We start from the raw sequence: 24,943 nt of genomic DNA on the forward strand, positions 1-24,943 counted from the left end.
CACGGGGGAAGCGAGCAGAGGGCGGCGCCCAAAAGCACCAAACGGGGGGGGGGGTGGGGGAGGAGGTCGCCCCCAAAACCTGGGGGGGGGGGCCCCAAAAAAGGGGGAGGGGGGGGGGACCCCCCGGGGGGCCCCCCCCCCCCGCTCACCCGAGACGTGCGGATCAGCTCTCCTGCTTGAGCAGCCGCTCCAGGATCGCCACGGATTCGCGCGGCGACTCGGACTGGGCGCTGAGCCGGTCCATCACCGCGAGGTAGTGGTCCACATCATCGCGCTTGTCCAGATAGAGCGCGCTGGTCAGCTGTTCCAGATAGACGATGTCCGGCAGATCCGGCTCCAGGAACCGCAGGATCGTGATCGGACCACCGGCCGCCGCCAGTCCACCGAGGCTGAACGGCGCGATCTGTAGCGTCACATTCGGCAGCTCGGTCATCTTCAGCAGATGTCTGAGCTGGTCGGCCATCACCTCCGGCCCGCCGAGCGGGCGGCGCAGGGACGCCTCGTCGATCACCGCCCACACCCGCGGCGCGTCCGGGACGGTCAGCAGTTCCTGACGCTGGACCCGCAGCTGCACCCGGCGCTCGATCTCCTCGGGTGAGGACCGCGGATGACCGAGCTGCGCCACCGCACGGGCATAGTCGGCGGTCTGCAACAGGCCCGGTACGAACTGGACTTCGTAGGTTCGGATCACCGAGGCGGCTTCTTCGAGGCCGATATGCGTCTCGAACCAGCCGGGCAGCACATCGCCGTACTGGTGCCACCAACCGGGGCTGCTGGTCCGGCGGGCCAGATTGAGGAAGTCGGCGCGGACCGCCTCGTCCGTGACGTTGTAGAGCGTCAGCAGATCGGCGACATCCCGCTCCTTGCAGCTCACCCGGCCGAGTTCCAGCCGGCTGATCTTGGCGTGTGAGCCGCGGATGGCGTCCCCGGCGGCCTCCCGGGTGATGCCCGCCGCTTCCCGCAGCCGGCGCAGCTGGGTGCCCAGCACGATGCGCAGAACGGTCGGACCGCCCCGCGGGTGGTCGAGATAGCGGCGCAGGGACGGACTGCTGCTCGGCTGCGCGGCGTTCATGCCGAAACCTCACTTCGCGCGGCCTCGCCTGCGCGCGGCGCGCACCCTTCAACGGTCCGCCGACCTCCGGCCGGGTGAACCCCCATCCGGCGCTCGCTCATGCTGACTCCCCTGAGTGGTCGGGCGAATGCCCAGTGTCCCATCGCCCCCAGCATGCGTACAGCCGGGGTGACTATCCAGTCGACATATGCGCCAATCGTGGCGGCGTCCGCGTCGGTCCTAGGCGATGAGATCGTCGAAGTCGCCGTCCTTGGCACCCTGGACGAAGGCCACCATCTCCTCGCGGGTGTAGATGAGGGCCGGCCCCGAGGTGAACCGGGAGTTACGCACCGCCACCCCGCCGTCCGAAAGAACCGCCAGTTCAACACAGTTGCCACTGGGGTTGCTGCGGCGGCTCTTGCGCCAGACGGCGCCTTCGATGCTGGTCGCCTGTATGCCGTTGCTCACCGGCTCCATCACAGCTGCTCCCTTACTGGAGGTCATTCCTCCGACCGATGCCGAGCCTTCGATCACCTTGGCGTGAACGAGCCCCTGGGGCGCCGTCCTTGCCGATGTAATTGCAGATGCACTTGCACCGGGTGACGGCTGCCGAGGATATTAACCCTCCGAGGCAGTCCGGCCCAGCCCCGAAATCCCCTTCGCGGAGATGTTGATGACCACACATCCGGCAGAGACCGTGCACCACGCCCCTCGGGAGGAACCGTGTGAGGACGCCTGGTGGATGCCCACCCCCGACGGCTTCGCCGCCTGCGCCCTCAGCGGCACCGCACGCACCGTGCCGGAAGCCCGCCGCTTCACCCGGGCGACGCTCGAAGGCTGGCAGGTGTGCGCGGGCCTCGCCGATGACGCGGTCCTGGTCGTCTCCGAACTCGTCAGCAACGCCCTGCGGCACGGTTTCCGAGACCCCGGGCCGGAGGGCGGGGACGCGGCGGCTCCCACCCCCTTCTGCAATGCCTGGCTGGCACTGACCCGGCAGGAGACCACCGTGCTGTGCGCGGTATCGGACGCCGGCCCCGGCGCTCCCGTCATCAGGCAGCAGGACGCCCTGGCGGAATCCGGGCGCGGTCTCCATATCGTCGACCGGCTGAGCGAGTCCTGGGGCTGGACGCCCCCCGACCGGTCGGGGAAGACGGTCTGGGCGGCGATGTCGGTACGCGGCTGAGACCGCTCGTACGGGACCTCGCGGCGGCCCGCGCGCGAAGCGGGCCATGGTCTGCCGTGTGTGACGATTCCCGGGTCGCCGTCACCCGAGCGGAAGGCCCCAGAAGCCGATGGATCTGCTGTCCCTGCGCTACTTCCGTGCGGTCGCGCGCCGGGAGCACATCAGCCGGGCCGCCGAGGAACTACGGGTGGCGCAGCCCTCCGTGAGCCGGACGATCGCCCGGCTGGAGGCCGAACTGGGCGTGCCGCTCTTCGACCGGCACGGCCGCGCCATCCGGCTCAACCGCTACGGCGCCGCGTTCCTGACCCGGGTCGAGCGGGCGCTGGACGAACTCGACGACGCCCGCCGGGAGATGGCCGATGCGGCCGGACTCGATGACGGCGGGGTGGCCGTCGCCGCCGAGACGCTGCTGCCGCTCACCGAGCTGCTGGCGGGATACCGCGCCGCCTACCCCGGGGTCACCGTCCGCTGCTTCCAGTCCACCCCCCACGTGATGCGGGAGCAGCTGCGGGCCCGGGAGGTGGACTTCTGCATCGCCTCGCAGCCGCTGTCCGGGCCCGGTCTGGGGGCGGTGCGGCTGTTGCACGAAGAGGTGCTGCTCGTGGTCCCGGCCGCGCATCCGCTGGCCGGCCGCGAACGGGTCACGGTCGCCGCGCTCGCCGAGGAACCCTTCATCACCACCCGGCCGGGCCACTGGCAACGGGCGCTGCTGGAGCGGCTGTTCGCCGCGATCGGCCGCCGCCCGGTGATCTCCTGCGAGGGCGACGAACCGGGCGCCACCCACTTCCTGGTCGCGGCCGGTCTCGGTATCGGCCTGATGCCCTCGCTGGCCCGCGCCGACCTCGCGTCCGTGCCGCTCGCCTGGCTGCATCTCGACACCCCCGACTGCGTACGGACCCTGAGCCTGGTCCGGCGCGAGGACAGTTATCTCACCCTGGCCGCGGCACGCTTCCGGGACCTGGCCGTCGCCCATTTCACCGGCCGGCCGCAATATGGCGCACCGGCACAGGAGCCGCGGCAGTCCGAGGGGCCGGTGGGCGTCGCGCAGGAAGACCTCTGACCGTGACTCGTCATCGACCGTGACTCGTCAGCGACTGTCGGCGGGAGCGGGTCAGTCTTCTCCGTGGAGGGTGCGCGCCAGAACTGAGCGGTGGGTCGGTTTGGCGTCGCCGTAGCGCTTGTGGCCTTCGTCGGTGATGACGACGAAGATGCCGCGGCGGTCGAGATCGCACATGACACGCTCGACGAGGCCACCTCGCTCCAGCCTGGCGACCAGCCGGGAGGCGGCGCTCTGGCTCAGGTGCACCACATTGGTGAGGTCCTGGCCGCGGCACTTGCCGTGGTCGGAGGAGGCGAGGAGTTCGAGCGCCTCGAACTCGCTGACGCTGAGGCCGTGCTGCGCCTGCAACTCCTGCTCCAGGGCGCTGTGCACGGTGGCATGGCGGGCGAGAAGCCCGTGCCACTCCTTGACCAGTTCCTGCTCCGAGCGACCCTTCATGGGGCCAGGTTAACATGCGCCGACATTTGATGCACGAAGATTAAATGCGCTTGCATTCGATGTGCGTGCATGCAAGGCTCATCGCATGACTTCCTCCGCACCCCTGTCCGTCTCCACCCCCACGTGGGACGCCAAACTCTGGGGAGTTCTGCTCACGGTCTCCCTGGTCATCGGCCTCGACGCGCTCGACGTCTCGATGGTGGGCGTCGCGCTCCCCTCCATCCAGGCGGACCTGGGTCTGTCGACCAGCGCGCTTCAGTGGATCGTCAGCGGCTATGTCCTCAGCTACGGCGGGCTGCTGCTGCTCGGTGGCCGCGCCGCCGACCTGCTCGGCCGCCGCCGGGTGTTCCTGACCGCGGTGGCCGTGTTCGCCGCGGCCTCCGTGCTCGGTGGTCTGGTCGACGACGGAGCCCTGCTCATCGCCACCCGCATACTCAAGGGCATGGCGGCGGCGTTCACCGCGCCCGCCGCGCTGTCGATCATTACGACCACGTTCGCCGAAGGGCCGGCGCGCAACAAGGCGCTGGGCGTCTTCTCCGTCTTCGGGGCCAGCGGCTACTCGGCCGGCCTGGTGCTCTCCGGCCTGCTGACCCAGGTGGGCTGGCGGTGGACGTTCTTCCTGCCGGTCCCGGTCGCGGTGATCGCGTGGATAGCGGCCAACCGCCTGCTCCCCAAGGACGGTCCCCGCGCCTCCGGCGGCTATGACATCCCCGGGGCGATCACCTCGGTCGGCGCGATGCTGCTGCTCGTCTACACCGTCGTGGAGGCGCCGGAGGCCGGCTGGGCCGCGCCGAAGACGCTGATCCAGTTCGCGATCGCCGCGGTGCTGCTGGCCGCCTTCCTCGTGATCGAGCGCCGCAGTGCGCATCCGCTGGTCCGGCTCGGCATCCTCCGCTCGGGCTCGCTGGCGCGGGCCAACCTGGGCATCTCCGTGTTCTTCGGCGGCTACATCGGCTTCCAGTTCGTGGTCATGCTCTACTTCCAGTCGGTGCTGCAGTGGTCGGCGCTCCAGACCGCGCTGGGCTTCCTTCCGGCCGCGGTGATCGTCGCCTTCGGCTCGCCGCGGATGGACCCCCTGATCGAACGGGTCGGCACCGCGCGCACCATCGCCGGCGGCGTCATCGCCCACCTCGTCGGCTACGTGCTCTTCCTCGTCATCGACCGGGACGCCCCGTACGCCGTCGGTGTGCTGCCCAGCATGATCCTGCTGGGTATCGGGTTCACCCTGGCCTTCGCGTCCTTCAACATCCAGGCCACCGCCGGTATCCCGGACCACGAACAGGGCCTGGCCGGCGGCCTGTTGAACACCTCGACGCAGGTCGGCGGCGCGATCGGACTCGCCATCGTCACCGCGGTCCTCACCGCCGGAGGCGAAGGCAGGACCGGCCCCGACGCCCTGCTCGCCGGCTTCACCCCGGCGCTGCTCACGATCACCGTCCTCTCGGCGATCGGCCTGCTCATCGGAGTGTCGGGAGTGTTCGGACGGCGCAAGGCCGAGCAGCCGGCGGCCGCGTCGGTGGAAGAGCCGGCGGAGAAGTCGGCCGTGAAGCCGGAGAAGCCCTCGGACGAGCGGGAGCTCGCCCTCGTCGACTGACCGGTCCGGTCCCGAGGCGACTGACCGGTCCGGTCACGGCACATCCCGGTGTGTGGCACGAGCCGCAGCCGGGATGTGCCGTGGTGCGTACGCCTCCGTGTGACCCGCTGACGGATGCCTCGTGCATGCGCCGCGTGTCCGACTTCGCGCACATGCCCCGCCCTTTAGGCTTCGCCCGGCGCGCCGTCCCCCAGGCCGAAGGCGGCCAGCAGGCGTTCGGCGGCCAGTGTCGCGGTGAGTTCGCCGTCGCGCACCGCGCGTTCGACCTCCGGGCCCAAGCGGCGTACCTCGGGGTGTTCCTGGAGGCGGTCGATCAGCCGCTCGCGCACCATCGACCAGGTCCAGTCGACCTGCTGGACCCGGCGCCGCTCGGCCAGCGCCCCGGTGGACTCCAGCAGGGTGCGATGCTGCTCGACCCGCTCCCAGACGCCCTTCAGACCGGTGCCCTCGCGGGCGCTACAGGTCAGCACGGGCGGCGTCCAGGCCGCGTCCGGCGGCTGCAACAGCCGCAGCGCACCGGACAGTTCACGGGCCGCGGACCGGGCGTCGCGCTCGTGCGGACCATCGGCCTTGTTGACGGAGACCAGGTCCGCCAGCTCCAGCACACCCTTCTTGATGCCCTGGAGCTGGTCACCGGTCCGCGCCAGGGTCAGCAGCAGAAAGGTGTCGACCATGTTGGCGACGGTGGTCTCGGACTGGCCGACGCCGACCGTCTCCACCAGGATCACGTCATAGCCCGCCGCCTCCATCACCACGATGGATTCCCGGGTGGCCCGGGCCACCCCGCCCAGGGTGCCGGACGTCGGGGAGGGCCGGACGAACGCCGCCGGGTCGGTCGCCAGCCGCTCCATCCTGGTCTTGTCGCCCAGGATGGAGCCGCCGGTACGGCTGGAGGACGGGTCGACGGCGAGCACCGCCACCCGGTGCCCCATCCCGGTCAGCAGGGTGCCGAGCGCGTCGATGAAGGTCGACTTGCCGACACCGGGCACCCCGCTGATGCCCACTCTGCGGGCCGAACCGGAGTACGGCAGCAGCTCGATCAGCAGCCGCTGGGCCACCGCCCGGTGGTCCGGGCGGGTCGACTCGACCAGGGTGACGGCGCGGGCGATCCAGGCCCGGGAACCCGCCCGGACACCCTCGGCGTACCGTTCGACATCGATCGTCGCAGGCATGACCCCCCGCTCAGAGCTCGTGGCCGAGGGCCGACGCCAGGTCCCGCACCAGGTCGTGCGCGGCCTCGGGGATCACCGTGCCGGGCAGGAACACCGCGGCGGCGCCCATGTCCCGCAGCGGCTGTACGTCCGCCGGCGGGATCACCCCGCCCACCACGATCGTGATGTCCTCGCGCTCCTCCGCCGCCAGCGCCTCCTTGAGCGCGGGCACCAGCGTCAGATGGCCGGCCGCCAGCGACGACACCCCGACGATATGGACGTCCGCCTCCACCGCCTGGCGGGCCACCTCGGCCGGCGTCTGGAACAGCGGGCCGACATCGACGTCGAAGCCCAGGTCGGCAAAGGCCGTGGCGATCACCTTCTGGCCGCGGTCATGGCCGTCCTGGCCCATCTTGGCCACCAGGATGCGCGGCCGGCGGCCCTCGGCGCGCTCGAACTCGGCCACCAGCGACCGGGTGCGCTCCACCCCGGAGGAGGGGCCTGCTTCGTCTCGGTACACACCGGAGATCGTACGGATCTGGCCGGAGTGGCGTCCGTAGACCGACTCCAGTGCGTCCGAGATCTCACCGACCGTGGCCATCGCACGGGCCGCGTCCACCGCCAGCGCCAGCAGATTGCCCTCCAGCCCCTCGCCGGGACCGGACTCGGCCGCCGCGGTCAGCGCGCGCAGCGCCTTCTGGCAGGACTCCTCGTCGCGCTCGGCACGCAGCCGCTTGAGCTTCTCGATCTGCTGGGCGCGCACCGAGGAGTTGTCGACCTTGAGGACCTCGATCTCCTCGTCGGTCTCCACCCGGTACTTGTTGACGCCGATCAGCGCCTGCCGCCCCGAGTCGATCCGGGCCTGCGTCCGGGCCGCGGCCTCCTCGACGCGCAGCTTGGGGATGCCCGCGTCGATGGCCTTGGCCATCCCGCCGGCCGCCTCGACCTCCTCTATGTGCTGCCAGGCCCGGTGCGCCAGATCGTGGGTGAGCTTCTCGACGTACGCACTGCCGCCCCACGGGTCGATGACCCGGCAGGTGCCCGACTCCTGCTGGAGGAACAGCTGGGTGTTGCGGGCGATACGGGCGGAGAAGTCGGTGGGCAGCGCCAGGGCCTCGTCGAGGGCGTTGGTGTGCAGGGACTGGGTGTGCCCCTGGGTGGCGGCCATCGCCTCCACACACGTACGCGTGACGTTGTTGAACACGTCCTGCGCGGTCAGCGACCAGCCCGAGGTCTGCGAATGGGTGCGCAGCGAAAGGGACTTGGGGTTCTTGGGGTCGAAGCGCTGGACCAGACGCGCCCACAGCAGCCGGGCCGCGCGCAGCTTGGCGATCTCCATGAAGAAGTTCATGCCGATCGCCCAGAAGAAGGAGAGGCGCGGGGCGAAGGAGTCCACATCCATGCCCGCCTCGATGCCCGCGCGCAGGTACTCCACCCCGTCGGCCAGGGTGTACGCCAGCTCCAGGTCGGCCGTCGCACCGGCCTCCTGGATGTGATAGCCGGAGATCGAGATGGAGTTGTAGCGCGGCATCTTCTGCGAGGTGTACGCGAAGATGTCGGAGATGATCCGCATCGAGGGCTGCGGCGGATAGATGTAGGTGTTGCGGACCATGAACTCCTTGAGGATGTCGTTCTGAATGGTCCCGGCCAGCTTCTCGGGCGGTACGCCCTGTTCCTCGGCGGCCACGATGTAGAGGGCGAGAACGGGCAGCACCGCGCCGTTCATCGTCATCGACACGGTCATCTTGTCCAGCGGGATGCCCTCGAAGAGCTGCCGCATGTCATAGATCGAGTCGATCGCGACGCCCGCCATCCCGACATCGCCGGTCACCCGGGGGTGGTCGCTGTCGTAGCCGCGGTGCGTGGGCAGGTCGAAGGCGACCGACAAACCCTTTTGGCCGGCCGCGAGGTTGCGGCGGTAGAAGGCGTTGGACTCCTCGGCGGTGGAGAAACCGGCGTACTGCCGGATCGTCCAGGGCTGGTTGACGTACATCGTCGGGTACGGGCCGCGCAGATACGGCGTGATGCCCGGGTAGGTCCCCAGGAAGTCCAGCCCGTCGAGGTCCGCCTCGGTGTACAGCGGCTTGACGTCGATGCCCTCCGGCGTCTCCCACGTCAGATCCGCCACGCCCTTGCCGGTGGCCTGCTGGACGGCCGCGGCCCACTCCCCGGCCTCGCCGGCGTCCGCGCTGACCGGGCCGCCGAGCTCGACCGTGCTGAAGTCCGGGATGGCGCCCGCGGGCACCGGGGAACCGTGCGGCGCTTCGCCGACTGCGCCTGTCTGCTGCGTCGTCTCCTCCATCACGCCACCTCCATGACATCCAGGGCCGAGGACAGCACCTCGACCGCGTCGCAGCCCGTGAAGACGAAGGAGTCCACACCGGCCGCTGCGAATTCGTCCCGCCGCTCGCCCGGCTTGCCCGCCAGATGCACCCGCAGCGCACCCGCCGACTTCAGCGCGGCCGCCACGGCCGCCGCCTGCTCGCCGTACACCGTGTCGCTCGCGCACAGACAGGCGATCCGCGCGCCACTGCGGGCGAACGCCTCGGCCACCGACTCGGCATCCACCGGCGCGGGCTCGGCCACCGTCTCGATGCCGCCCGCCTGGAAAAGATTGGCGGCGAAGGCCACCCGCGCGGTGTGTGTCGCGACCGGGCCCAGCGCGGCCAGAAAGACCTTGGGACGGGCGCCGCTCGCGGCCAGCTGCGCATCGGACCGCGCCCGCAGCCGCTCGAACGCATCGTCCCTGCGCACTCGCGGCAGCCCTCCGCCGATCGGCGCGGGCGCCGGCTCGCGGTGCACCGGCGGCTCGGCCAGATGCGGGAACTCGCTGACACCGGTGACCGGTTCGCGCCGGTGGGCGAGGTCCTCGGTACGGCGCTCCCAGGTGTCGGCCAGTCGGCCGGCGATCATCCCGGAGCGCAGGGCCGCGGCCTGGCCGCCGGCCCCCTCGATCTCCTGGAACCACGCCCAGGCCGCACGGGCCAGCTCATCGGTGAGGTTCTCCACGTACCAGGAGCCGCCCGCCGGGTCGATCACCTTCGACAGATGCGACTCCTCCAGCAGCACGGACTGGGTGTTGCGGGCGATCCGCCGCGCGAACGCGTCGGGCAGGCCCAGCGCGGCGTCGAACGGCAGCACCGTCACCGCGTCGGCGCCCCCCACTCCCGCGGACAGTCCGGCGACCGTGGTGCGCAGCATGTTCACCCACGGGTCCCGACGGGTCATCATCACCGTGGAGGTGACGGCGTGCTGGCGCTGCGCGGACGCGGCGGGGGAGGCCCCGCACACCTCGGCGACCCGCGCCCACAGCCGGCGGGCCGCCCGCAGCTTGGCGATCGTCAGGAACTGGTCCGCGGTGGCGGCATAGCGGAACTCCAGCTGGCGGCAGGCGTCGTCGATATCGAGGCCGGAGCCCGTCAGCTGCCGCAGATAGGCGACACCGGTGGCCAGCGAGGTGCCCAGTTCCTCGGCGGCCGAGCCGCCCGCCTCGTGGTACGGCAGCGCGTCGACCGCCAGCGCGCGCACACCGGGCGCCTCGGCGGCGCAGCGCGCGGCCATCCGGGCGGCCGACTCCAACTGGAGGCGCAGCTTGGCGTCATCGCCCGTACGGGCCAGCAGGCCGAGCGGGTCGGCGCCCAGGCAGCCGGCCGCCTCACGCAGCGGCGCACCGGAAGCGGTGTACAGCCGCAGCAACTCCTCGGCGGCCGCCGCGAAATCGGCCCCCGCGTCCAGCACCACCGCGGCCAGGTCCAGATAGACCCCCCGCAGCGCCTGCTCCAGACCGGACACCGGCACCCCGCCGTCACCGACGGTCAGCCAGACCGAGGTGACGCCGTTCTCCAGATCGGCCAGCACCGACTCATTGGCCTGCTGGGGATCGGTGTGGACATGGCGCTGGCGTACGTCCCACCCGGCGACGGTCGTGCCCTCGGGCCGGCCGGCCCGTACGAAGGGCGGAAAGCCCGGGTGGCCCAGGGCGGCCGTACCGTCCTCGGCGGTATAGAGCGGGCGGACGCGGATGCCGTCCTGGAGATCGGTGGCGAGCGCGTCCTCGGCGGCGGGGCCCGTTGCTTCTGCGACGCCCGATTTGCGCAGCACACCTTCGACGAGGCGCTGCCACTGTGCGCGGTCGGCATCCGGGAAGGCTGCGGCCAGGGGGAGTTCGGGGGACTCGGCGGTCATGGCAGCAGGCTAGGCGAACGACCGTTAGCTGGAGCAGGGGCTCCAGCTGTGACGTTGCACTCGTTGACCGTGCAGAAATGTTGATATCCATGGGCCGGATGGGGCAGGTGGGACGGGTCGCCCCTCTCGCGCGAAGTCCTCCGGTGACCTACGGGACGTGTCCGCCCCGGGGCGTCGGCGCAGGTTCAGTACGGTGGGCGCGGCACCCTCCCCCAAATTCTTGAGGAGCAGGGGGGACCCCCAGAGGAGCGCGATGCCCAAGGCGCCGTTGACCCGCACCGTGACCGTCGCCACGTTGCTGCTGGCCGTCGCCGCGCTTCTGTGGGCGCTGCCGCGGACCGCCGGCCCCGGCCACGCCGCGGACTGCGCCGGACGCCGGATCGCCTCCTGGGCCCCTGATTCCCGGCATACCGGGGAATTCGCCCGTTACGGCAATGACAACACCCGGGTCGACGACTGGACCGGCGGCGACGGCACCCACTCGGTGCGCCTCCCCGACGGCCGGACGCTCTGGCTCTTCTCCGACACCTTCCTCGACCGGATCCAGGAACCACCCAATCCGCAAGGGGAACACCGCCGTTGGCGCACCGCCGACACCGGCGGCTCCCCGTTCCTGCGGCACAACTCCGCCGTGGTGATGTCCCGTTCGGGCCGGCTGGAGCGCACCCTGACCGGCGGCACCGCGGCCGCCCCCGGACCGTTCTTCCCCGACCCGCCCGGCGGTGGCTGGCGCTGGCCGGTCCGCGCGCGCGTGGAGCCCCGCGGGCCGGGATCGGACCGGAAAGTGGTCCGTGTCCTGCTGTGGAACCGCGCCCCCGGCACCGGACCGTGGATCTTCGGCATGCCGCACAGCACCGAGGTCGCCACGCTCTCCCTCCCCGGCCTGCGCCTGGAAGGCATCACCCGGGCCGCCGGCCCGACCTCCGCGGACCCGGGCCGGCGTGTCCTCTACGGCGCGGCGGCGGTCCGCGACGGCGGCTGGACCTATGTCTTCGGCAGCGACGACCCGCCGTCGGCACCCGCCTCCAGCGCCTATCTCGCACGGGTCCCGGCCGGGCGGCTCGGGGACCGCGGAAGCTGGCGGTTCTGGGACGGCGCCCACTGGCAGCGGCGGGCCGGGCGGGCCCGGCCGGTGCTGCGGGACGGCGGCCCGCGCGGCGTCGGCACCGCCTTCACCGTCGTCCGCGACGGGCCCGCCTGGGTGCTGATCACCATGGACACCGGGGGCGGCGGCGCGGCCGGGATGCGGTCCCTCACCAGCTACTGGTCCTGCTCACCCCACGGCCCCTGGCGCGGGCCGAACGGCCGGCTCACCCCGCCCCGCCCACCCGCTGCCGACCCCCAGCACCTCGCGGTCTACAACCCGCAGGCGCACCCGGAATTCACCGCCGACGGCGCACTGCTGCTCAGCTACGACATCAACTGGCTCGGCCCGCCCGGTGTCCCGGCCGACTCCCGGCTCAACGGCGATGTGGACCTCTACCGTCCGCGATTCCTGCGGGTGCGGCTGGGCCCGGTCGGGCCGTGATCCGGGGGCCTGTCCCTTCAACTCCCGTGCTGCTCACGCCACTTACGGGCCACCTCGTCGAGGTCGAACGGTACGAGGTTCAGCGGAGGGCCTTCGAGCGGGGTGCGCAGCGCCGCGCGGATGCGCTCATTGACCGGTGTCAGGATGCGGCGCAGGGCCGCCTCGGTGGGAGCGGTGGTCGCGGCCGCCAGGGCGTCCTCCGCCTCCTTGCGCAGGGCGAGGCTCGGCGGCAGGTAGGAGAGGTGCTCCCGGCTCATCTTGTCCTTGATCCACCACATCTCGTCATACGGCTGATCGAGATGGGGGAGGGGCTTGCCGGCGCCCGGGAGGCCGGCGAACTCGCCGCGCTCCGTCGCCTCGCGGATCTGCCGGTCGATCCAGCTCTCGAAGGTGACACCGGGGGGTTTGCGCTCGGTCATCGCGTGCGTCTCCCGAGGGATCAGGGGCCCGGTCGGCCGCTTCTCCGGACGGTGTGCCGGGCGGGCCCGTACCTCCCTTCACGGTAACGCGGAGCCGGGGCGATACGGGCGGCCGCGGCGGTTCAGCCGGTCGGGCCCGGCTCCGGACCGGACTCGCCGGACCCGTCCGTGCCGGGCTCACCCGTGTCCGGCCGATCCGTACCGGACGGCGAGGTGGGGGTCGGGCTCGGCTCGACGACGGGGAAGGCGTTGTTGCCGCCGCACACCATGGGGCCGATCCGGTCGGCCTTGCTCACCAGCGTCACGGCGACCTCCCCGGACGGCTTGTTCCCCGGCACCCGGGCATTGGCCGCCGTGCACACCAGCTGGTTCAGCGACCCGGAGTCCAGCCGGGTGGCGACCACGGGCAGGGTGATCACCACCGCGCCCTCGCGGGTGTCGGCGCGCGGCACGCCGAGGGCCTTCGGCAGGACACTGGTCAGGCCGCGCATCCGCTCCGCGTGGTTCGGGCCCTTCATGAGCAGTTGTAGGGCCTCTTCCGGGTCGACCGGGGTCTTCGCCGGCCGGGTCGCGGAGCGCAGCCCGGACGGCCCGTAGAAGAACAGCTGGACATCGGCCTCGGGCTGGCCCGGCGACCGCACGCCGTTGGCGGGTTCACCGGCGTCGATGACATCGGTGGGCGCGATCCCGCAGCCGGTCAGCGCGCCGGACAGAGCGCAGGCCAGTGCCCCGGCGACGGCACCCCCCAGGACGAGCCGCCGGGCCCGCACCGCACGCAGGGTGTTCCGGACGTTGCTGACGCTCATACGTGGCTCTCCTTGCCGGGCTTCCCGGCCTCGGGGTGTGCGCCGCCCCGGTCGCCGTCCGGTGTCTCGCCGGCCTCCCATGGGTCGTCCGGCGCGTCCTGCGTCCCTTCGGTCGCCGCGTCGTGCGTCCCGGCATGGCGCAGCGGCAGATCCACCGTGAACACCGCGCCGCTCTCCGGGGAGTTGGCCGCGCGCATGACGCCGCCGTGCAGCCGTACGTTCTCCATCGCGATGGCCAGACCCAGGCCGCTGCCCTCCGAACGGGCGCGGGCGGAGTCCGCCTTGTAGAAGCGCTCGAAGACATGCGGCAGGACCTCGGGGTCGATACCGGGCCCGCTGTCGGAGATCTCGATCAGCAGCCGGTCCGCGCCCGGCTCCGGGCTGTGCAGCCGCACCCGGACCGGTTCGCCGCCGTGGTGCAGGGCATTGCCGACCAGGTTGGCGACCACCACATCGAGCCGCCGCGGATCGAGCCGGGCCCGGACGCCGGCCGGCAGCTCCGCCGTCACCCGCTTCTGCCAGGCCCTGGCCTGAAGGGTCTTACGGATGGTCTCGGCGACGTCCACCTCGTCGAGATGGAGCGCCGCGGCCCCCGCGTCGAACCGCGAGACCTCCATCAGATCCTCCACCATCCGCGCCAGCTTCCCGGTCTCCTGGCTGATCAGCCGGACCGCGGAGGCGGTGTCGGGGTCGAGGGAGTCGGCGTCCTCGTCGAGCACGTCGGTGACCGCGGTCATCGCCGCGAGCGGGGTCCGCAGCTCGTGCGAGACATCGGCCGCGAACCGCCGGGCGTTGGACTCCAGCCGGCGCAGCTCGGCCATGCTCTCCTCCAGCCGGGCCGCCATGTCGTTGAACGTCCGGGACAGGTCGGCGAGTTCATCGGCGCCCTTGACCTCCAGCCGGGTGTCCAGCTTGCCCTCGGCGATCCGCCCGGCGGCCTGCCGCAGCCCCCGTACGGGCCGGAGCACCCCGCGCGCGGCGAGCAGCGCCGGGATCACGGTCAGCACCAGCACCGGCAGCGCACCCCGCTGGGCGGCACTCACCAGCGCCTCGACATTGGACTCCTCGGCGCTCAGCGGAAGCTGGGCATAGACGGACAGCGCGGAGGCCTTGCCGTCGGTCTGCCGCACCGGCATCCCGATCAGCAGCCACGGGTCCCCGCCGCGGTCCACCCGCTGGAAGGCCGGCACATGGCGCTCCTCCACCGACTCGTTGAGGCCGCCCGGTATCACGACATCGCCGCGCAGACTCCCGTCGCCACTGTCCCGCACACCGCGGTAGTGCACCGAAATGTCCCAGTCCCGGGACTTTCCGGAACGCTCCAGCTGGACCCGGAAGGAGTCCAGGTCGGCCTGCGACGGCGGCACCGGGAGCTCGGGAGCCAGCGAATTGACCTGCGCCCGCAGATCGTTGACGGCGATGTCCTGGGAGCGCTGGAGGATCGCGTTACGCGCCTCCTGGTAGGTCAGCAGCGCGGTGGTCAGCGCACTGACGGCGGCCACCACCAGGAATCCCACCACGAGCCGGGCCCGCAGCCCACGCAGCAGCTGGGGGTTCCCGCGCCCGAGGCGGGGGAGGTCCGCCCAGCGGCGGGGGCGCTTCACAGGGGTCCGAAGCGGTAGCCGAACCCGCGCACGGTCTGGACGTAACGGGGGCTGCGCGGGGTGTCCTCTATCTTCGTCCGCAGCCGCATGACACAGGCGTCGACCAGCCGCGCATCGCCGTGGTAGCTGTGCTCCCACACCTGCTCCAGCAGCTGCTGGCGGCTGAAGACCTGCCCCGGGGTGGCGGACAGGAACAGCAGCAGCTTCATCTCCGAGGGGGCCAGCGCCAGGTCCTGGCCGCCCTTGCCGACCACCAGGCCGGCGCGGTCTATGGCCAGTTCGCCGTAGGTCTCCACCGGGGCCGGGCCCGGCTCGGCGGCGGCCGGGGTGCCCTCGGCCGGCAGCGCGGTACGGCGCAGCACCGCACGGATGCGGGCTTCGAGGACCTCACCGCGGGCCGGCTTGACGATGTAGTCGTCGGCCCCGGCCTCCAGTCCGAGCACCACATCGAGATCGTCGCCACGGGCGGTGAGCATGATGATCGGCAGCTGTCGCTCGGCGCGGATCAGCCGGCAGACCTCGAAGCCGTCCTTGCCGGGGAGCATCAGATCCAGCAGCACGATGTCCGGGCGGAAGCCCGGCAGGACGTCCAGGCCCTCCTCGCCGCTGGCCGCGGCGGCCACTTCATGGCCGCGCCGCCGTAGCGCGAGGGTCACCCCGTCCCGTACGGCGGCGTCGTCCTCGATCAGAAGTACACGTGGCATGGGACCAGTATCAATAAGTTTCATGATGGATCCGTAACAGGAGCAGCCTCCTCGATCTCTGCCGCATCTTCCGTGGTGCAGGGCGGTGCGGATGCAGCACCCACCGCCGTCGGACCGCACACGCGCAGGTAAGAGGGACGGGATCGGGATGGCACGGGGCTTCGGTAAAGAGGGCGGCATCATCGGGGTGGCCGCGGCGGCTGTCGTGGGACTCGCGGCCGCGGGGACGCTCGTCTTCTCCGGAGCCGGTACGGACTCCAGCGCGGCGGACGCCGCCAAACAACCCAAGAAGACGTCCCGTGCCGCACCGGTCGACCCCTCGATCGTGCACGCCTCGGACCGTCCCGGCCGCAGCCTGAACATCACCATCGACGACGGCCCGGACCCGACCTGGACCCCGAAGGTGCTGGAGGTCCTCAAGCGGCAGAACGTCAAAGCGGTCTTCTGCATGATCGGCCCGCAGGCCAAGGCACACCCGGACCTGGTCAAGCAGGTGGTGGCCGCGGGCCACAAGCTCTGCGACCACACCCTCGACCACGACACCGGGATGAATCACAAGTCCGAGAGCTTCCAGTCGCGGCAGATACTCGACGCCCAGCAGATGATCGAGAACGCGGCGGGCGGCGCACAGGTCGAGTACTACCGCGCCCCCGGCGGCGCCTTCACGCCCTACAGCCGCAAGCTGGCCGCGGACCACGGCATGCGACCGCTGGGCTGGAACGTCGACAGCAAGGACTTCGAGGGCGGCACCGTCGAGATGATCGACGCCACGGTGCGCGCCGAACTCCCCAACGGCCCGACGGTGCTCTTCCACGACGGCGGCGGCGACCGCTCCCGGACCGTCGCCTCGCTGGAGCGGCTGCTGCCGTGGATGAAGCAGCAGGGCTATGGGTTCGGGTTCCCCAAGCGCTGATGCCTGGCGGGTGGATCAGGGCGGCCTTCGGGCCGCCCTGTTTGACGTCTGGGGCAGTGGCGCCGCCGCCCGCCAAGGGGGCGACGGTGCCGCCGCCCCCTTTTTGCGTCGGTCTATGCCGCGCCGAACAACTCCGCGAGGCCGCGCTCCAGACCGAGGTGGGCCGGCTCGGTGCCGGCAGGCACGGCCGCGTAGGAGCGGGCGAGGAACTGCCGAACGTCCGTGGTCTCCAGCTGGACCATGGCGATGCCTTCGTCCGCGTGGAACTCCATCACCGTGCGGTCCGGACCGGACGGCCGCACCCGCACATCGCCCCGCCCGGCCGGCACCCGCAGCCCCTCGTCGAGCAGTTCGCGGGCGAACGCCCAGTCCACCGCCGAGCCGTCCAGCGAGATCTCCGGCGGGAAGGACATCCGTACGGCCAGCGGGTCGGCGGGCTGATAGTGCAGCACCGCGGGTACCGCGTGCGGGCCGGGGGTGGTGGCGATGAGGCGGACCTGGACGGCTTGGTCGATGACGGGGTCCATCGCGCTGCTCCCTCACGGCTGTCGGATCCTGGGCAAAGGCTCGTCCAGTAGGACGGTGTGCCCGGCCTCGCCGTGCACGCGACATGGGTGTGAGGTATCTCATGTTGCGGTGATGGTGGTTTGCTACCGCCCTCGCTGTCCCGGAACGGGGGCCGGGCCGGGGTGCACCAGGAACTCGTCCAGGATTCCCGGGGCCGCCGTCGTGGCGAAGCCGGGGGCGTCGGCGGCCGGGAGGTCCGGGATGCGGTAGCCGTCCTCGCCCGCCGCGACCGCCGCGGTGAGCGTGACGAGCCCGGCCCGGCGGGTGAACGGCGAGGTCGAGAACGTCCAGGCGGCGATGGCGTCGCGCTGGAGGGCGACGGTGTCGCGGCTGAAGGTGCCCGAGCGGGCGACCAGATACCGGCCGTCCAGACCGTGCCCCAGATTGCGGTACGCGTCCCGGGCCAGCCACAGCGACAGCGCCGTGGTGACCAGTGCGTAGATCCAGGCGCAGTGCAGCAGGACGGGAGTGAACGCCGCGCCGAGACCGGCGAGCACGGCGGTGCCCGGCAGGGCCACGAACAGCAGACCGCGCACCCGCCGCCGGCGCAGCGCGACCCGGGGGTGCGGTGTCAGCGCCGCGGGCGCCGCGCTTCCCGGGAAGGGGGAGCGCAGGGTGCCACCCGCCACCCGCAGTGCCTCCGCGCGGGGCGCCGGCGGCAGCAGCCCGCTGCGCTTGCGGTTCTCCTCGCGGTTGCCCAGACCGCCCGCCACGGCGCGCACCAGCGCGCCGCCGCCGGCCCGCAGCAGCAGCGGTTCGCGCAGCACCACGCCGCGCAGCCGGGCGCGTTCGATGGTGACCGCACGGGTGGTGAGCAGCCCGCGGCGCACCCGGAGCGTGCGCGAGTCGGTCCACTCCAGGCAGTAGCTCCACCAGTTCTCGACGTACAGGACGAGCGCGCCGACCGAACCGAGGGCGAGGATGACGAGCAGCGCCGCCGGGATCGTCAGCCAGAGCGCACTGGCACCGAATTCGGTGAACGCCCGCTGGACGAAACCGAGTTTCCAGGGCTCGATGCCGATGCCGTCCAGGGCGCGGTAGGCCCCTCCGGCCACCACGAAGACGCCGCCGATGACCCAGAAGGTGAGCGGCGCATAGCGCAGCCAGCGCCAGTTGATACGGGCCACCACCGGGTCGTTCGCGACCGCCTCGGCATCGGCGTAGGCGAGCAGCTCCGTGCGCAGCCGCTCCGCTTCGGGGACCGCGAGCGCCTCCAGGGACAGCTCGTTGCTGCCGTCCCCCGAGCCGGCCGTACCGGCCCGCAGCACGGTGACGCCCAGCACCCGGTGGATCGGTGTCGCGGTCAGATCGACGGTACGTATCCGGTGCAGCGGCACACTGCGCAGCCGCCGGGTCAGCAGCCCGCTGCGCACATCGAAGGTGGGGGAGGCGCCGCCGCCCGCCCCCTCGCCGTCCCGGGGAACGGTGATACGGAAGTCCGTACGCGCCCACCGGATCAGGCCGAGCGTGGTGAGGACGGCGAACGAGGCGGTCAGGGCGGCGAGCGTGATCCAGGCTTCGATGCTGATCCGGCCCCCGGTGGCCAGCGCCGTCAGCGCCAGCGAACCGAACGGTGCCGCCATCCAGCCGCAGTGCACCAGAAGGGTGCGCGGATCCAGCCGCCGCCACGGCGTCTCCTCGAAGGGGGCGTCGGGTGGGGCGGCGGGCCCGGACCCGGCGGACGCGCCGGGGCCTGCTCCGGGCGCGCCGGGCTCCCGTGGCGTGCTCATGCGGCATCACCCGGCACGTCCTGCGCGGCCTCGCTGATCCGCTGGGAGAGCTCCTCGGCGTCCGCGTCGGACAGTCCGGCGATCTTGATGTCGCCCGCGGTCGAGGCGGTCGTGACGGTCACCGTCGCCAGCCCGTACCGCCGCTGGAGCGGCCCGCGCACGGTGTCCACCGTCTGCACCCGGCTCAGCGGCGCGATCCGCCGCTTCTGCCAGAACCAGCCGCCCGCCGCGTAGACCGCCCGGCCGCCCAGCTCCCAGGCGTGCACCGCATACCGCCACCGCGGCATCACCAGGAGATAGCCGAGGGCCGGCAGCACCAGCACGACCAGCAACAACGGGCCGAGCCAGGGCAGCGCGCCCGGGAAGAAGAGCAGGGAGAGGACTGCCATGGTGAGCGCGGTGAGCAGCATCGGGCCGCTGAGCGTCAGCAGTGCCTGGAGCGTCCACCAGCGGCGGGCCCGGGGATCGACGCGGTGGCGGGGTGGTCGAAGCAGCGGGGCGGCGTGCTCGGGCATCAGGGTCACCGGTTTCCAAGTCAAGCGTATTGAGTAGCGGTACGTTATAACGGTACAAGCGACTTGTAAAAGCGGGCCCGGTACCCGGAAGCGACCCCGCGCGCGAGGAACCGCGCACCGTACGAGGGAGGTCATCCGTGCCCAAGAAGGTGGACCACGAAGCCAGACGCCAGGAGATCTCCGAGGCGCTGTGCCGGATCGCCGGCACCCGTGGCCTGGACGGGGCGAGTCTGCGTGATGTCGCCGCGGAGGCCGGCATTTCGCTGGGCCGGCTCCAGCACTACTTCCGTACCAGGGACGAGATGCTGCTCTTCGCCCTCCGGTACATCAACCGGCTTGCCGGGGACCGGATCAGGGAGCGCATCGAGGCGCTGGCCGAGGAGCCGACGCCCCGTGAGGTGCTGCGGGCCTGTCTGTCGGGCATGCTGCCGCTGGATGACAGGAGCCGCATCGGGCTGCTGGTCGGCGCCGCGTACTACGCCCGCGCCGTCCATGACGAGGTCCTGCGCGCCGAGGCCGAGGAGGGCATCCCCCGGCTCCGCGCCTTCTTCGCCGACCAGCTGCGGCTGGCCGCGGACCGCGGTGAACTGCCGCCGGAGCGCGCCAATGAGGACGAGGCGATGCTGCTGATCAGCGCGGCCGACGGGCTCGCCACCTACGTCCTGCTGGAGGTGCACACTCCCGAGACCGCGCTACGGCTGCTGGACCTGCATCTGGCGAATCTCTTCGGCACGGAGCGGACGGCGGAAACCGGGGCGGGACAGCCGGTGAAGGCCGGGGGGAGCGCGCGGTGAGGGCAGGGGGCGATGTAGTGGGTGCCGGAACTCCGTCGGGCTCCGGCGCCGACAGTTTGGTGGTTTACGCCTCGCGCAACAGGGCGGCGAGATCGGCCTCCACGTCCAGGTGCCGCGCCTCGTCGCCCTGTGCGACGAGCGCGTACGACCGCGTCAGAAACGCTCTCAGCTCCTCCGCCTCGAACTGCACCACCGCCATACCGCCGGCGGCGTGGAACTCCATCACCACGGCTTCGGCGTCGTACGGCCAGATCTGTACGTCGCCCGCTCCGGCGGGTCCGCACAGGCCCTCCTCCAGCAGTTCGCGCCCGAACGTCCAGGTCACCTCCGCCCCGTCCAGCGAAGCGGCCGGCGGAAAGACCAGCCGCACCGCGAAGGGGTCGGCGCGGTCGTAACGCAGGCTCGCCGGGATCACCTGCGACCGGGGAGCAGTCGCGATGAGACGGGCCTGAACGGCTTGGTCGATGACGCTGGACATCGCCGGCTCCCTTGTGTTCGGTGCGGTTCAATTGAGTCTTCGACCACTAAGACGCACGGGCCGTCTCGCCAGGTGCATTGGATTCCTACGTGACCTGCGTCACGGGCCTTTGAATGTACGCATTTGCCCTCTTTGTTGGTGGCTCGACGCCCGCGACCGGCCTCCCGGGGCGCAACGTGACGGGCCGTCAGGCGTACGGGCGTGCCTCGGCAAGGACCCCACGGCAACCGAGGGCTCACCTGCGGGTGCGGGCAGTGACGGGGGAGCTCGCCGGTGGTGCCGGGCGGCGGTCTGGACGGGGCGGTCGGGCTGGGCTAGCTTCCAGCCCAAAACCAGAGCGGGGTGGGGCGAAATGCGGCGCACGGGACGTTTGTTGTGTCTGGGCTCAGACCAGAGAAAGGGGCGGGAGGTGCGCCCACGCGGTGCCGGCCTCCGCGCGGCCCTCACCGCCGGTGCGGCGGCCCTCGCCACCCTCGCGGCCGGCCCCATGGCCATGGCCCGACCGGCGAACGCCCCCATGGACGCGACCTCTTCCCCGGCCCCCTACGCGGCGACACACACCCCGGCCCGTGATCCGCTGACGGCGGCCTCGCTCACCGGCCGGCACGCCGGCTGGCGGCTCAAGGACAGCGGCAGCACCGCCCGCTTCCGCGGCCTGGCCGCCGTCAGCCGTACGACCGCCTGGGCCGCCGGCACGGGCGGTACCGTGCTGCGCACCCGGGACGGCGGCAAACACTGGCGCAATATCTCCCCACCCGGTGCCGGGGGACTGGAGTTCCGCGACATCGAGGCGTTCGATGCGCGCCGCGCGGTCGTCCTCGCGATCGGCGAGGGTGCGGCCTCGCGTGTCTTCCGTACCGATGACGCCGGCGCCACCTGGACCGAAAGCTTCCGCAACCCCGACCCCCGCGCCTTCTACGACTGCCTGACCTTCTTCGACCGGCGGCACGGCATCGCGCTCAGCGACCCCGTGGACGGCAGGTACCGCATCCTGTCCACCGGGGACGGCGGCCGCAGTTGGCGGGTACTGCCGTCGAAGGGCATGCCGCCGGCCCAGCAGGGCGAGGCCGCGTTCGCCGCCAGTGGCCAGTGCCTGGTCTCCTCCGGCAGCCGTGACGCCTGGATCGCGACCGGTGGCGCGGCCACCGCCCGCGTCCTGCACACCGCCGACCGCGGCCGTACCTGGACGGTCACCGACACCCCGCTGCCCGCGGGCGACCCGGCGCGCGGCATCTTCGCCCTCGCCGTCCGCGACCGCGGCCACGCCCTCGCGGTCGGCGGCGACTACCGCCCCGACCAGCCCTCACCGCACGCCGCCGCGGTCAGCGACGACGCCGGCGCCACCTGGACACCGGCCGCCGCACCCCCGAAGGCGTACCGCTCCGGCGCCGCCTGGCTGCCGCACTCCCGCCACCTCGCCCTGGCGGTCGGCCCGACCGGCAGCGATCTGACCCTCGACGGCGGCCACACCTGGCACACCTTCGACACCGGCTCGTACGACACCGTCGACTGCGCCCCGGATCTGGGCTGCTGGGCCGCGGGCGAAAAGGGGAGGATCGCCCGACTGGAAGGGTGAGGGTGGGGTGACAGGCGCGCTCTGCCAGGGCGTGCTGCCCTTGGCAGACTGGTCGCTCCGGCGTTCGCCCTTCCGGCCGTGCGCACTCCGGCCCGTTTTCGGCCGGGGCTGCCCTCCCACCCGGGTGGCAGCCCCGGCCCGCCGCCGCTGCCACCCGTCGGCGTCAGTCCAGCAGGCTGCCGAGCCGTCCCTCCAGCACCACCAGCAACTCGCCCAGCGCCGTGGAGAGTTCCTCCTGCCGCTCGTTGCCGATGCCGTCGAGCAGTGCTGCCTCGTACCGCAGCTGTTCGGGCAGCAGCCGGTCGATGGTGTCGCGTCCCTCCTCGGAGAGCGAGAGATGGCTGACGCGGCGGTCCCGGTCGTCGGGGCGCCGGACGATCAGCCCCCGCTCCTCCAACTGCCGGACCCGTTTGGTGACCGCGGCACCCGAGGCGAAGGTCTCGCGGGCCACCCGGCCGGGGGTCAGCTCGCGGTCCATCCGGCGCAACGTGCCGAGGATGTCGAACTCGGGCCGGGTGAGCCCGGCCCTCCGCAGCGGCGCGTCGGCCGCCTGCTGAAGCAGCGCGGAGCAGCGGTTGAGCCGCCCGATCACCGCCATCGGGCCGGTGTCCAGCCCCGGGTGCACCTGCTGCCACTGGCGCAGCACCCCCGCGACGATGTCCTCGGTCACCCGTACTCTCCTCTCGGCTGTGCAGTAAACACCCAATTGTGCCTGCCGTACGGTGCCGGTCGGCCGCACGGGTCAGGCGGCAAGTGCCGGTGCCGTGAGCCGCCGGACGAGACCGGCCAGCGCCCGGTGACCTCGCTGTTCGGCGAGGGCGATCCGCTCCTCCGGTACGGCCCGCTGCCACCACTCACCGGCCGCGACCTCCGCCGCCTCCCGGAGCTCGATCAGACATCCCGCCAGCCGGTCGCGGGCCCAGCTGATTTCCCGGGCCGTGTCCACGCCGGTCGCGGGCCCCTCCGCGAGCAGCCGGGACGCGACGGCCTCCGCGGCCGCGACCCGCCCCAGCGCGACCTCGATACGGCCCGCGGCCCGCCGATTGGTGACCAGGACGCAGCAGGCCAGACCCACCGCCGCGCCCACCACGGTGTCGAGCCAGCGGTCGGCGATCAGCGTCGTCGCCGGCACCTGACTGCCGAATTCGGTCAGCAGCAGCGCCATCGGGGTCACGCACACCGAACCGAGCCAGTAGTTGCGGGTGATCGTGGCCTCCGCGCCGAGCTGACAGGTCAGCGCGAGCGCGATCATCGCGAGCGGTCCGAGGTGCAGCAGCGGCAGCAGCGCGGTGTAGAGGAGCAGCCCGAGCAGATTGCCGAGGGTGCGCTGAAGTGCGCGCTGCCAGGAGAGCGTGGTGTTGGCCTGGTAGATGGAGGCCGCCGTGACCACGGCCCAATACGGATGCCCGACCCCGAGGGCCATCGACGCCCAGCCCGCCAGTACACACCCCACGGCGACCCGCGCGCCGATGGGCAGCAGCGGTGAACCGGGCGCCAACCGGGCGAGCACCGCCCGCACCCCGCGCGGATGACCGGGCCCGGGCCGCCGCGGCCCCCACACCTCCGCGGCGACACCCGCCAACTCCTCGGCCTGTGCCGCGGAGAGCGCCACCTCGGGCAACGGCCCCCCGCCGCGCAGTTCATCCGCCCAGCCACCGAGCCGGTCGGCCTCGGCCCCCGCGCACCCCGCTGCGTACGGCGCGGCCTCGGCGGCCACCTCGCCGGCGTGCCCCGTACCCCCCAACGCCGACTCGGCGCGCACCAGCAGCCGTTCGAGCCCGGCCCGCGCCGCGGCCGTGTCCGGGGTGCGTGCCGGGACCAGGAACAGCGTGTGCCAGGCGGCGTTCACCGCGGCAGCGGCGGCATGACGGGCGTGCGCCACCCCGGCCGGTTCCCCGCCGCCGGTGCCCGCCTCCGTACGCAGCAGCCCCGCGGCGGCCTCCAGCGCGCGGGCGACCACGATCCGCTCGGGCCCCTGCGGCCGTATCAGCGCCGGAGCCATACAGACCAGCCAGGCGAGTACCCCGGTGGCGAGCGCCGCCGCCAGGTGCAGGGGTACCTGCCCGAGCTGCTGCGGCACGAAGAACGCCGAGGCGGTGACAAAGCTCAGGATGACGTTGCCGGGCGGGCCGATCCGCGTCGCGTCACAGACCATCTTGTGGACCGCGCAGACCAGCGAGGCGCAGACGACCAGCAGCGCGGTCGAGGTGATCAGCGATGCGGCGGTCAGCGCGACGCCGAGGCTGGCGACCATGCCGAGCACCACCCACGGCAGCGTGCGGGCGCGCGCCGCATACGGCAGACCGTGCGCGTACAGGGCGCACATCGCCCCCGCCGAGGTGTACAGGATCAGGTCCAGCCGCCCCAGCGCGTACAGCGTGAGGTCGGGGATCGCCAGCGCCACCACCGCGCTGAGCGCCGGCTTGTGCCAGATGTCGACGGGCCGGCGCAGCCGCACCGTGCTCCTGACCGGCAGCGGACGGGCACGCACCAGGCTCCCCGGGGTGTGGTGCGCACTCTTACCGGACGGCTTGGCGTGCTTCCTCATGGGAGAGATGTTAACAGGTGTTTTACTAGTGAAATACATGTGGCCGGGGCCGGGGCTGGGCCGGGGTCGAGGTCGGGGTGAGGGGGTGGGAGCTGGGGC

General features: G+C 72.2%; 23 protein-coding genes. 7 read left to right on the top strand and 16 right to left on the bottom strand.

The genetic code is table 11. From position 1 onward, the window contains the following. Positions 1–163: 163 nt before the first annotated feature. A complete protein-coding gene (locus tag ACZ4XD_RS19855; RefSeq protein WP_468043756.1) occupies positions 164–1,072 on the bottom strand; it encodes a helix-turn-helix domain-containing protein in 909 nt (302 codons plus the stop codon). A 219-nt stretch (positions 1,073–1,291) separates the two neighbouring features. Then, positions 1,292–1,528 carry a DUF397 domain-containing protein gene (locus ACZ4XD_RS19860; protein ID WP_468043913.1) on the bottom strand — a complete coding sequence of 79 codons (237 nt, stop codon included), beginning with the start codon at positions 1,526–1,528 and terminating at the stop codon, positions 1,292–1,294. A 196-nt stretch (positions 1,529–1,724) separates the two neighbouring features. Between ACZ4XD_RS19860 and ACZ4XD_RS19865 the strand changes: the two genes are divergently transcribed. Beyond that, entirely contained in the window at positions 1,725–2,234 is a 510-nt protein-coding gene (locus tag ACZ4XD_RS19865; RefSeq protein WP_468043758.1) for an ATP-binding protein, read from the top strand. A gap of 109 nt (positions 2,235–2,343) precedes the next feature. Beyond that, positions 2,344–3,294 carry a LysR family transcriptional regulator gene (locus ACZ4XD_RS19870; protein ID WP_468043760.1) on the top strand — a complete coding sequence of 317 codons (951 nt, stop codon included), beginning with the start codon at positions 2,344–2,346 and terminating at the stop codon, positions 3,292–3,294. Positions 3,295–3,345: 51 nt separating this feature from the next. Here the strand turns inward: ACZ4XD_RS19870 and ACZ4XD_RS19875 are convergent, their stop codons facing one another. After that, positions 3,346–3,732, bottom strand: a complete 387-nt coding sequence (locus ACZ4XD_RS19875; RefSeq protein ID WP_468043762.1) for a MarR family winged helix-turn-helix transcriptional regulator — start codon at positions 3,730–3,732, stop codon at positions 3,346–3,348. A gap of 85 nt (positions 3,733–3,817) precedes the next feature. Here ACZ4XD_RS19875 and ACZ4XD_RS19880 point away from each other — a divergent pair, with 85 nt between their 5' ends. Continuing rightward, positions 3,818–5,326, top strand: coding sequence for an MFS transporter (locus ACZ4XD_RS19880; protein ID WP_468043763.1), 1,509 nt, complete (start codon positions 3,818–3,820; stop codon positions 5,324–5,326). Between the two features lie 164 nt (positions 5,327–5,490). Here ACZ4XD_RS19880 and meaB read toward each other — a convergent pair whose 3' ends face one another. Genes meaB through ACZ4XD_RS19895 form a run of 3 tightly spaced genes read right to left on the bottom strand, consistent with a single transcriptional unit; the run spans position 5,491 to position 10,662 of the window. Continuing rightward, positions 5,491–6,498, bottom strand: coding sequence for a methylmalonyl Co-A mutase-associated GTPase MeaB (meaB, locus tag ACZ4XD_RS19885; RefSeq protein WP_468043764.1), 1,008 nt, complete (start codon positions 6,496–6,498; stop codon positions 5,491–5,493). Positions 6,499–6,508: 10 nt separating this feature from the next. After that, positions 6,509–8,779, bottom strand: a complete 2,271-nt coding sequence (scpA, locus tag ACZ4XD_RS19890; protein ID WP_468043765.1) for a methylmalonyl-CoA mutase — start codon at positions 8,777–8,779, stop codon at positions 6,509–6,511. Then, positions 8,779–10,662, bottom strand: a complete 1,884-nt coding sequence (locus ACZ4XD_RS19895; RefSeq protein WP_468043766.1) for a methylmalonyl-CoA mutase family protein — start codon at positions 10,660–10,662, stop codon at positions 8,779–8,781. Before ACZ4XD_RS19895 ends, scpA begins: the two co-directional genes overlap by 1 nt. Before the next feature lie 253 nt (positions 10,663–10,915). Between ACZ4XD_RS19895 and ACZ4XD_RS19900 the strand changes: the two genes are divergently transcribed. Beyond that, a complete protein-coding gene (locus tag ACZ4XD_RS19900; protein WP_468043767.1) occupies positions 10,916–12,190 on the top strand; it encodes a DUF4185 domain-containing protein in 1,275 nt (424 codons plus the stop codon). A 17-nt stretch (positions 12,191–12,207) separates the two neighbouring features. Here ACZ4XD_RS19900 and ACZ4XD_RS19905 read toward each other — a convergent pair whose 3' ends face one another. From ACZ4XD_RS19905 to ACZ4XD_RS19920, 4 genes are all read right to left on the bottom strand, one after another. Then, on the bottom strand, positions 12,208–12,609 hold the full coding sequence (locus ACZ4XD_RS19905; protein WP_468043768.1) for a DnaJ family domain-containing protein: 402 nt from the start codon (positions 12,607–12,609) through the stop codon (positions 12,208–12,210). Positions 12,610–12,731: 122 nt separating this feature from the next. Next, positions 12,732–13,415: a hypothetical protein gene (locus ACZ4XD_RS19910; RefSeq protein WP_468043769.1), complete on the bottom strand. Its 684-nt coding sequence runs from the start codon at positions 13,413–13,415 to the stop codon at positions 12,732–12,734. Further along, positions 13,412–15,019 carry an ATP-binding protein gene (locus ACZ4XD_RS19915; protein WP_468043771.1) on the bottom strand — a complete coding sequence of 536 codons (1,608 nt, stop codon included), beginning with the start codon at positions 15,017–15,019 and terminating at the stop codon, positions 13,412–13,414. Before ACZ4XD_RS19915 ends, ACZ4XD_RS19910 begins: the two co-directional genes overlap by 4 nt. Next, positions 15,016–15,723 (bottom strand): response regulator transcription factor, encoded by a 708-nt coding sequence (locus ACZ4XD_RS19920; protein ID WP_042161105.1) that lies wholly within the window; start codon positions 15,721–15,723, stop codon positions 15,016–15,018. The genes ACZ4XD_RS19915 and ACZ4XD_RS19920 overlap by 4 nt, the downstream gene beginning before the upstream one ends. Before the next feature lie 148 nt (positions 15,724–15,871). Here ACZ4XD_RS19920 and ACZ4XD_RS19925 point away from each other — a divergent pair, with 148 nt between their 5' ends. Continuing rightward, positions 15,872–16,636 (top strand): polysaccharide deacetylase family protein, encoded by a 765-nt coding sequence (locus tag ACZ4XD_RS19925; protein ID WP_468043773.1) that lies wholly within the window; start codon positions 15,872–15,874, stop codon positions 16,634–16,636. 113 nt (positions 16,637–16,749) lie between these two features. Here the strand turns inward: ACZ4XD_RS19925 and ssgD (ACZ4XD_RS19930) are convergent, their stop codons facing one another. From ssgD (ACZ4XD_RS19930) to ACZ4XD_RS19940, 3 genes are all read right to left on the bottom strand, one after another. Continuing rightward, on the bottom strand, positions 16,750–17,163 hold the full coding sequence (gene ssgD / locus ACZ4XD_RS19930) for a spore wall synthesis regulator SsgD (protein ID WP_468043775.1): 414 nt from the start codon (positions 17,161–17,163) through the stop codon (positions 16,750–16,752). 123 nt (positions 17,164–17,286) lie between these two features. Continuing rightward, the gene (locus ACZ4XD_RS19935; protein ID WP_468043777.1) at positions 17,287–18,933 is read right to left on the bottom strand and encodes a PH domain-containing protein; all 1,647 of its coding nucleotides are present in this window, start codon (positions 18,931–18,933) and stop codon (positions 17,287–17,289) included. Then, positions 18,930–19,448 (bottom strand): PH domain-containing protein, encoded by a 519-nt coding sequence (locus ACZ4XD_RS19940; RefSeq protein WP_042161449.1) that lies wholly within the window; start codon positions 19,446–19,448, stop codon positions 18,930–18,932. Before ACZ4XD_RS19940 ends, ACZ4XD_RS19935 begins: the two co-directional genes overlap by 4 nt. 137 nt (positions 19,449–19,585) lie before the next feature. Between ACZ4XD_RS19940 and ACZ4XD_RS19945 the strand changes: the two genes are divergently transcribed. After that, entirely contained in the window at positions 19,586–20,242 is a 657-nt protein-coding gene (locus ACZ4XD_RS19945) for a TetR/AcrR family transcriptional regulator (RefSeq protein ID WP_468043779.1), read from the top strand. A gap of 64 nt (positions 20,243–20,306) precedes the next feature. Here the strand turns inward: ACZ4XD_RS19945 and ssgD (ACZ4XD_RS19950) are convergent, their stop codons facing one another. Continuing rightward, positions 20,307–20,720, bottom strand: a complete 414-nt coding sequence (ssgD, locus tag ACZ4XD_RS19950) for a spore wall synthesis regulator SsgD (RefSeq protein ID WP_468043781.1) — start codon at positions 20,718–20,720, stop codon at positions 20,307–20,309. Between the two features lie 493 nt (positions 20,721–21,213). On the opposite strand from ssgD (ACZ4XD_RS19950), the gene ACZ4XD_RS19955 reads away from it, so the two are divergent. After that, on the top strand, positions 21,214–22,296 hold the full coding sequence (locus ACZ4XD_RS19955; protein ID WP_468043915.1) for a WD40/YVTN/BNR-like repeat-containing protein: 1,083 nt from the start codon (positions 21,214–21,216) through the stop codon (positions 22,294–22,296). Between the two features lie 163 nt (positions 22,297–22,459). Here ACZ4XD_RS19955 and ACZ4XD_RS19960 read toward each other — a convergent pair whose 3' ends face one another. Together ACZ4XD_RS19960 and ACZ4XD_RS19965 are read right to left on the bottom strand one after the other, a co-directional pair. After that, on the bottom strand, positions 22,460–22,966 hold the full coding sequence (locus ACZ4XD_RS19960) for a MarR family winged helix-turn-helix transcriptional regulator (RefSeq protein ID WP_468043783.1): 507 nt from the start codon (positions 22,964–22,966) through the stop codon (positions 22,460–22,462). A 72-nt stretch (positions 22,967–23,038) separates the two neighbouring features. Then, positions 23,039–24,844, bottom strand: coding sequence for an FUSC family protein (locus ACZ4XD_RS19965; protein ID WP_468043785.1), 1,806 nt, complete (start codon positions 24,842–24,844; stop codon positions 23,039–23,041). Positions 24,845–24,943: the final 99 nt, after the last annotated feature.

Source organism: Streptomyces sp. NPDC029466 (genome assembly GCF_055574515.1).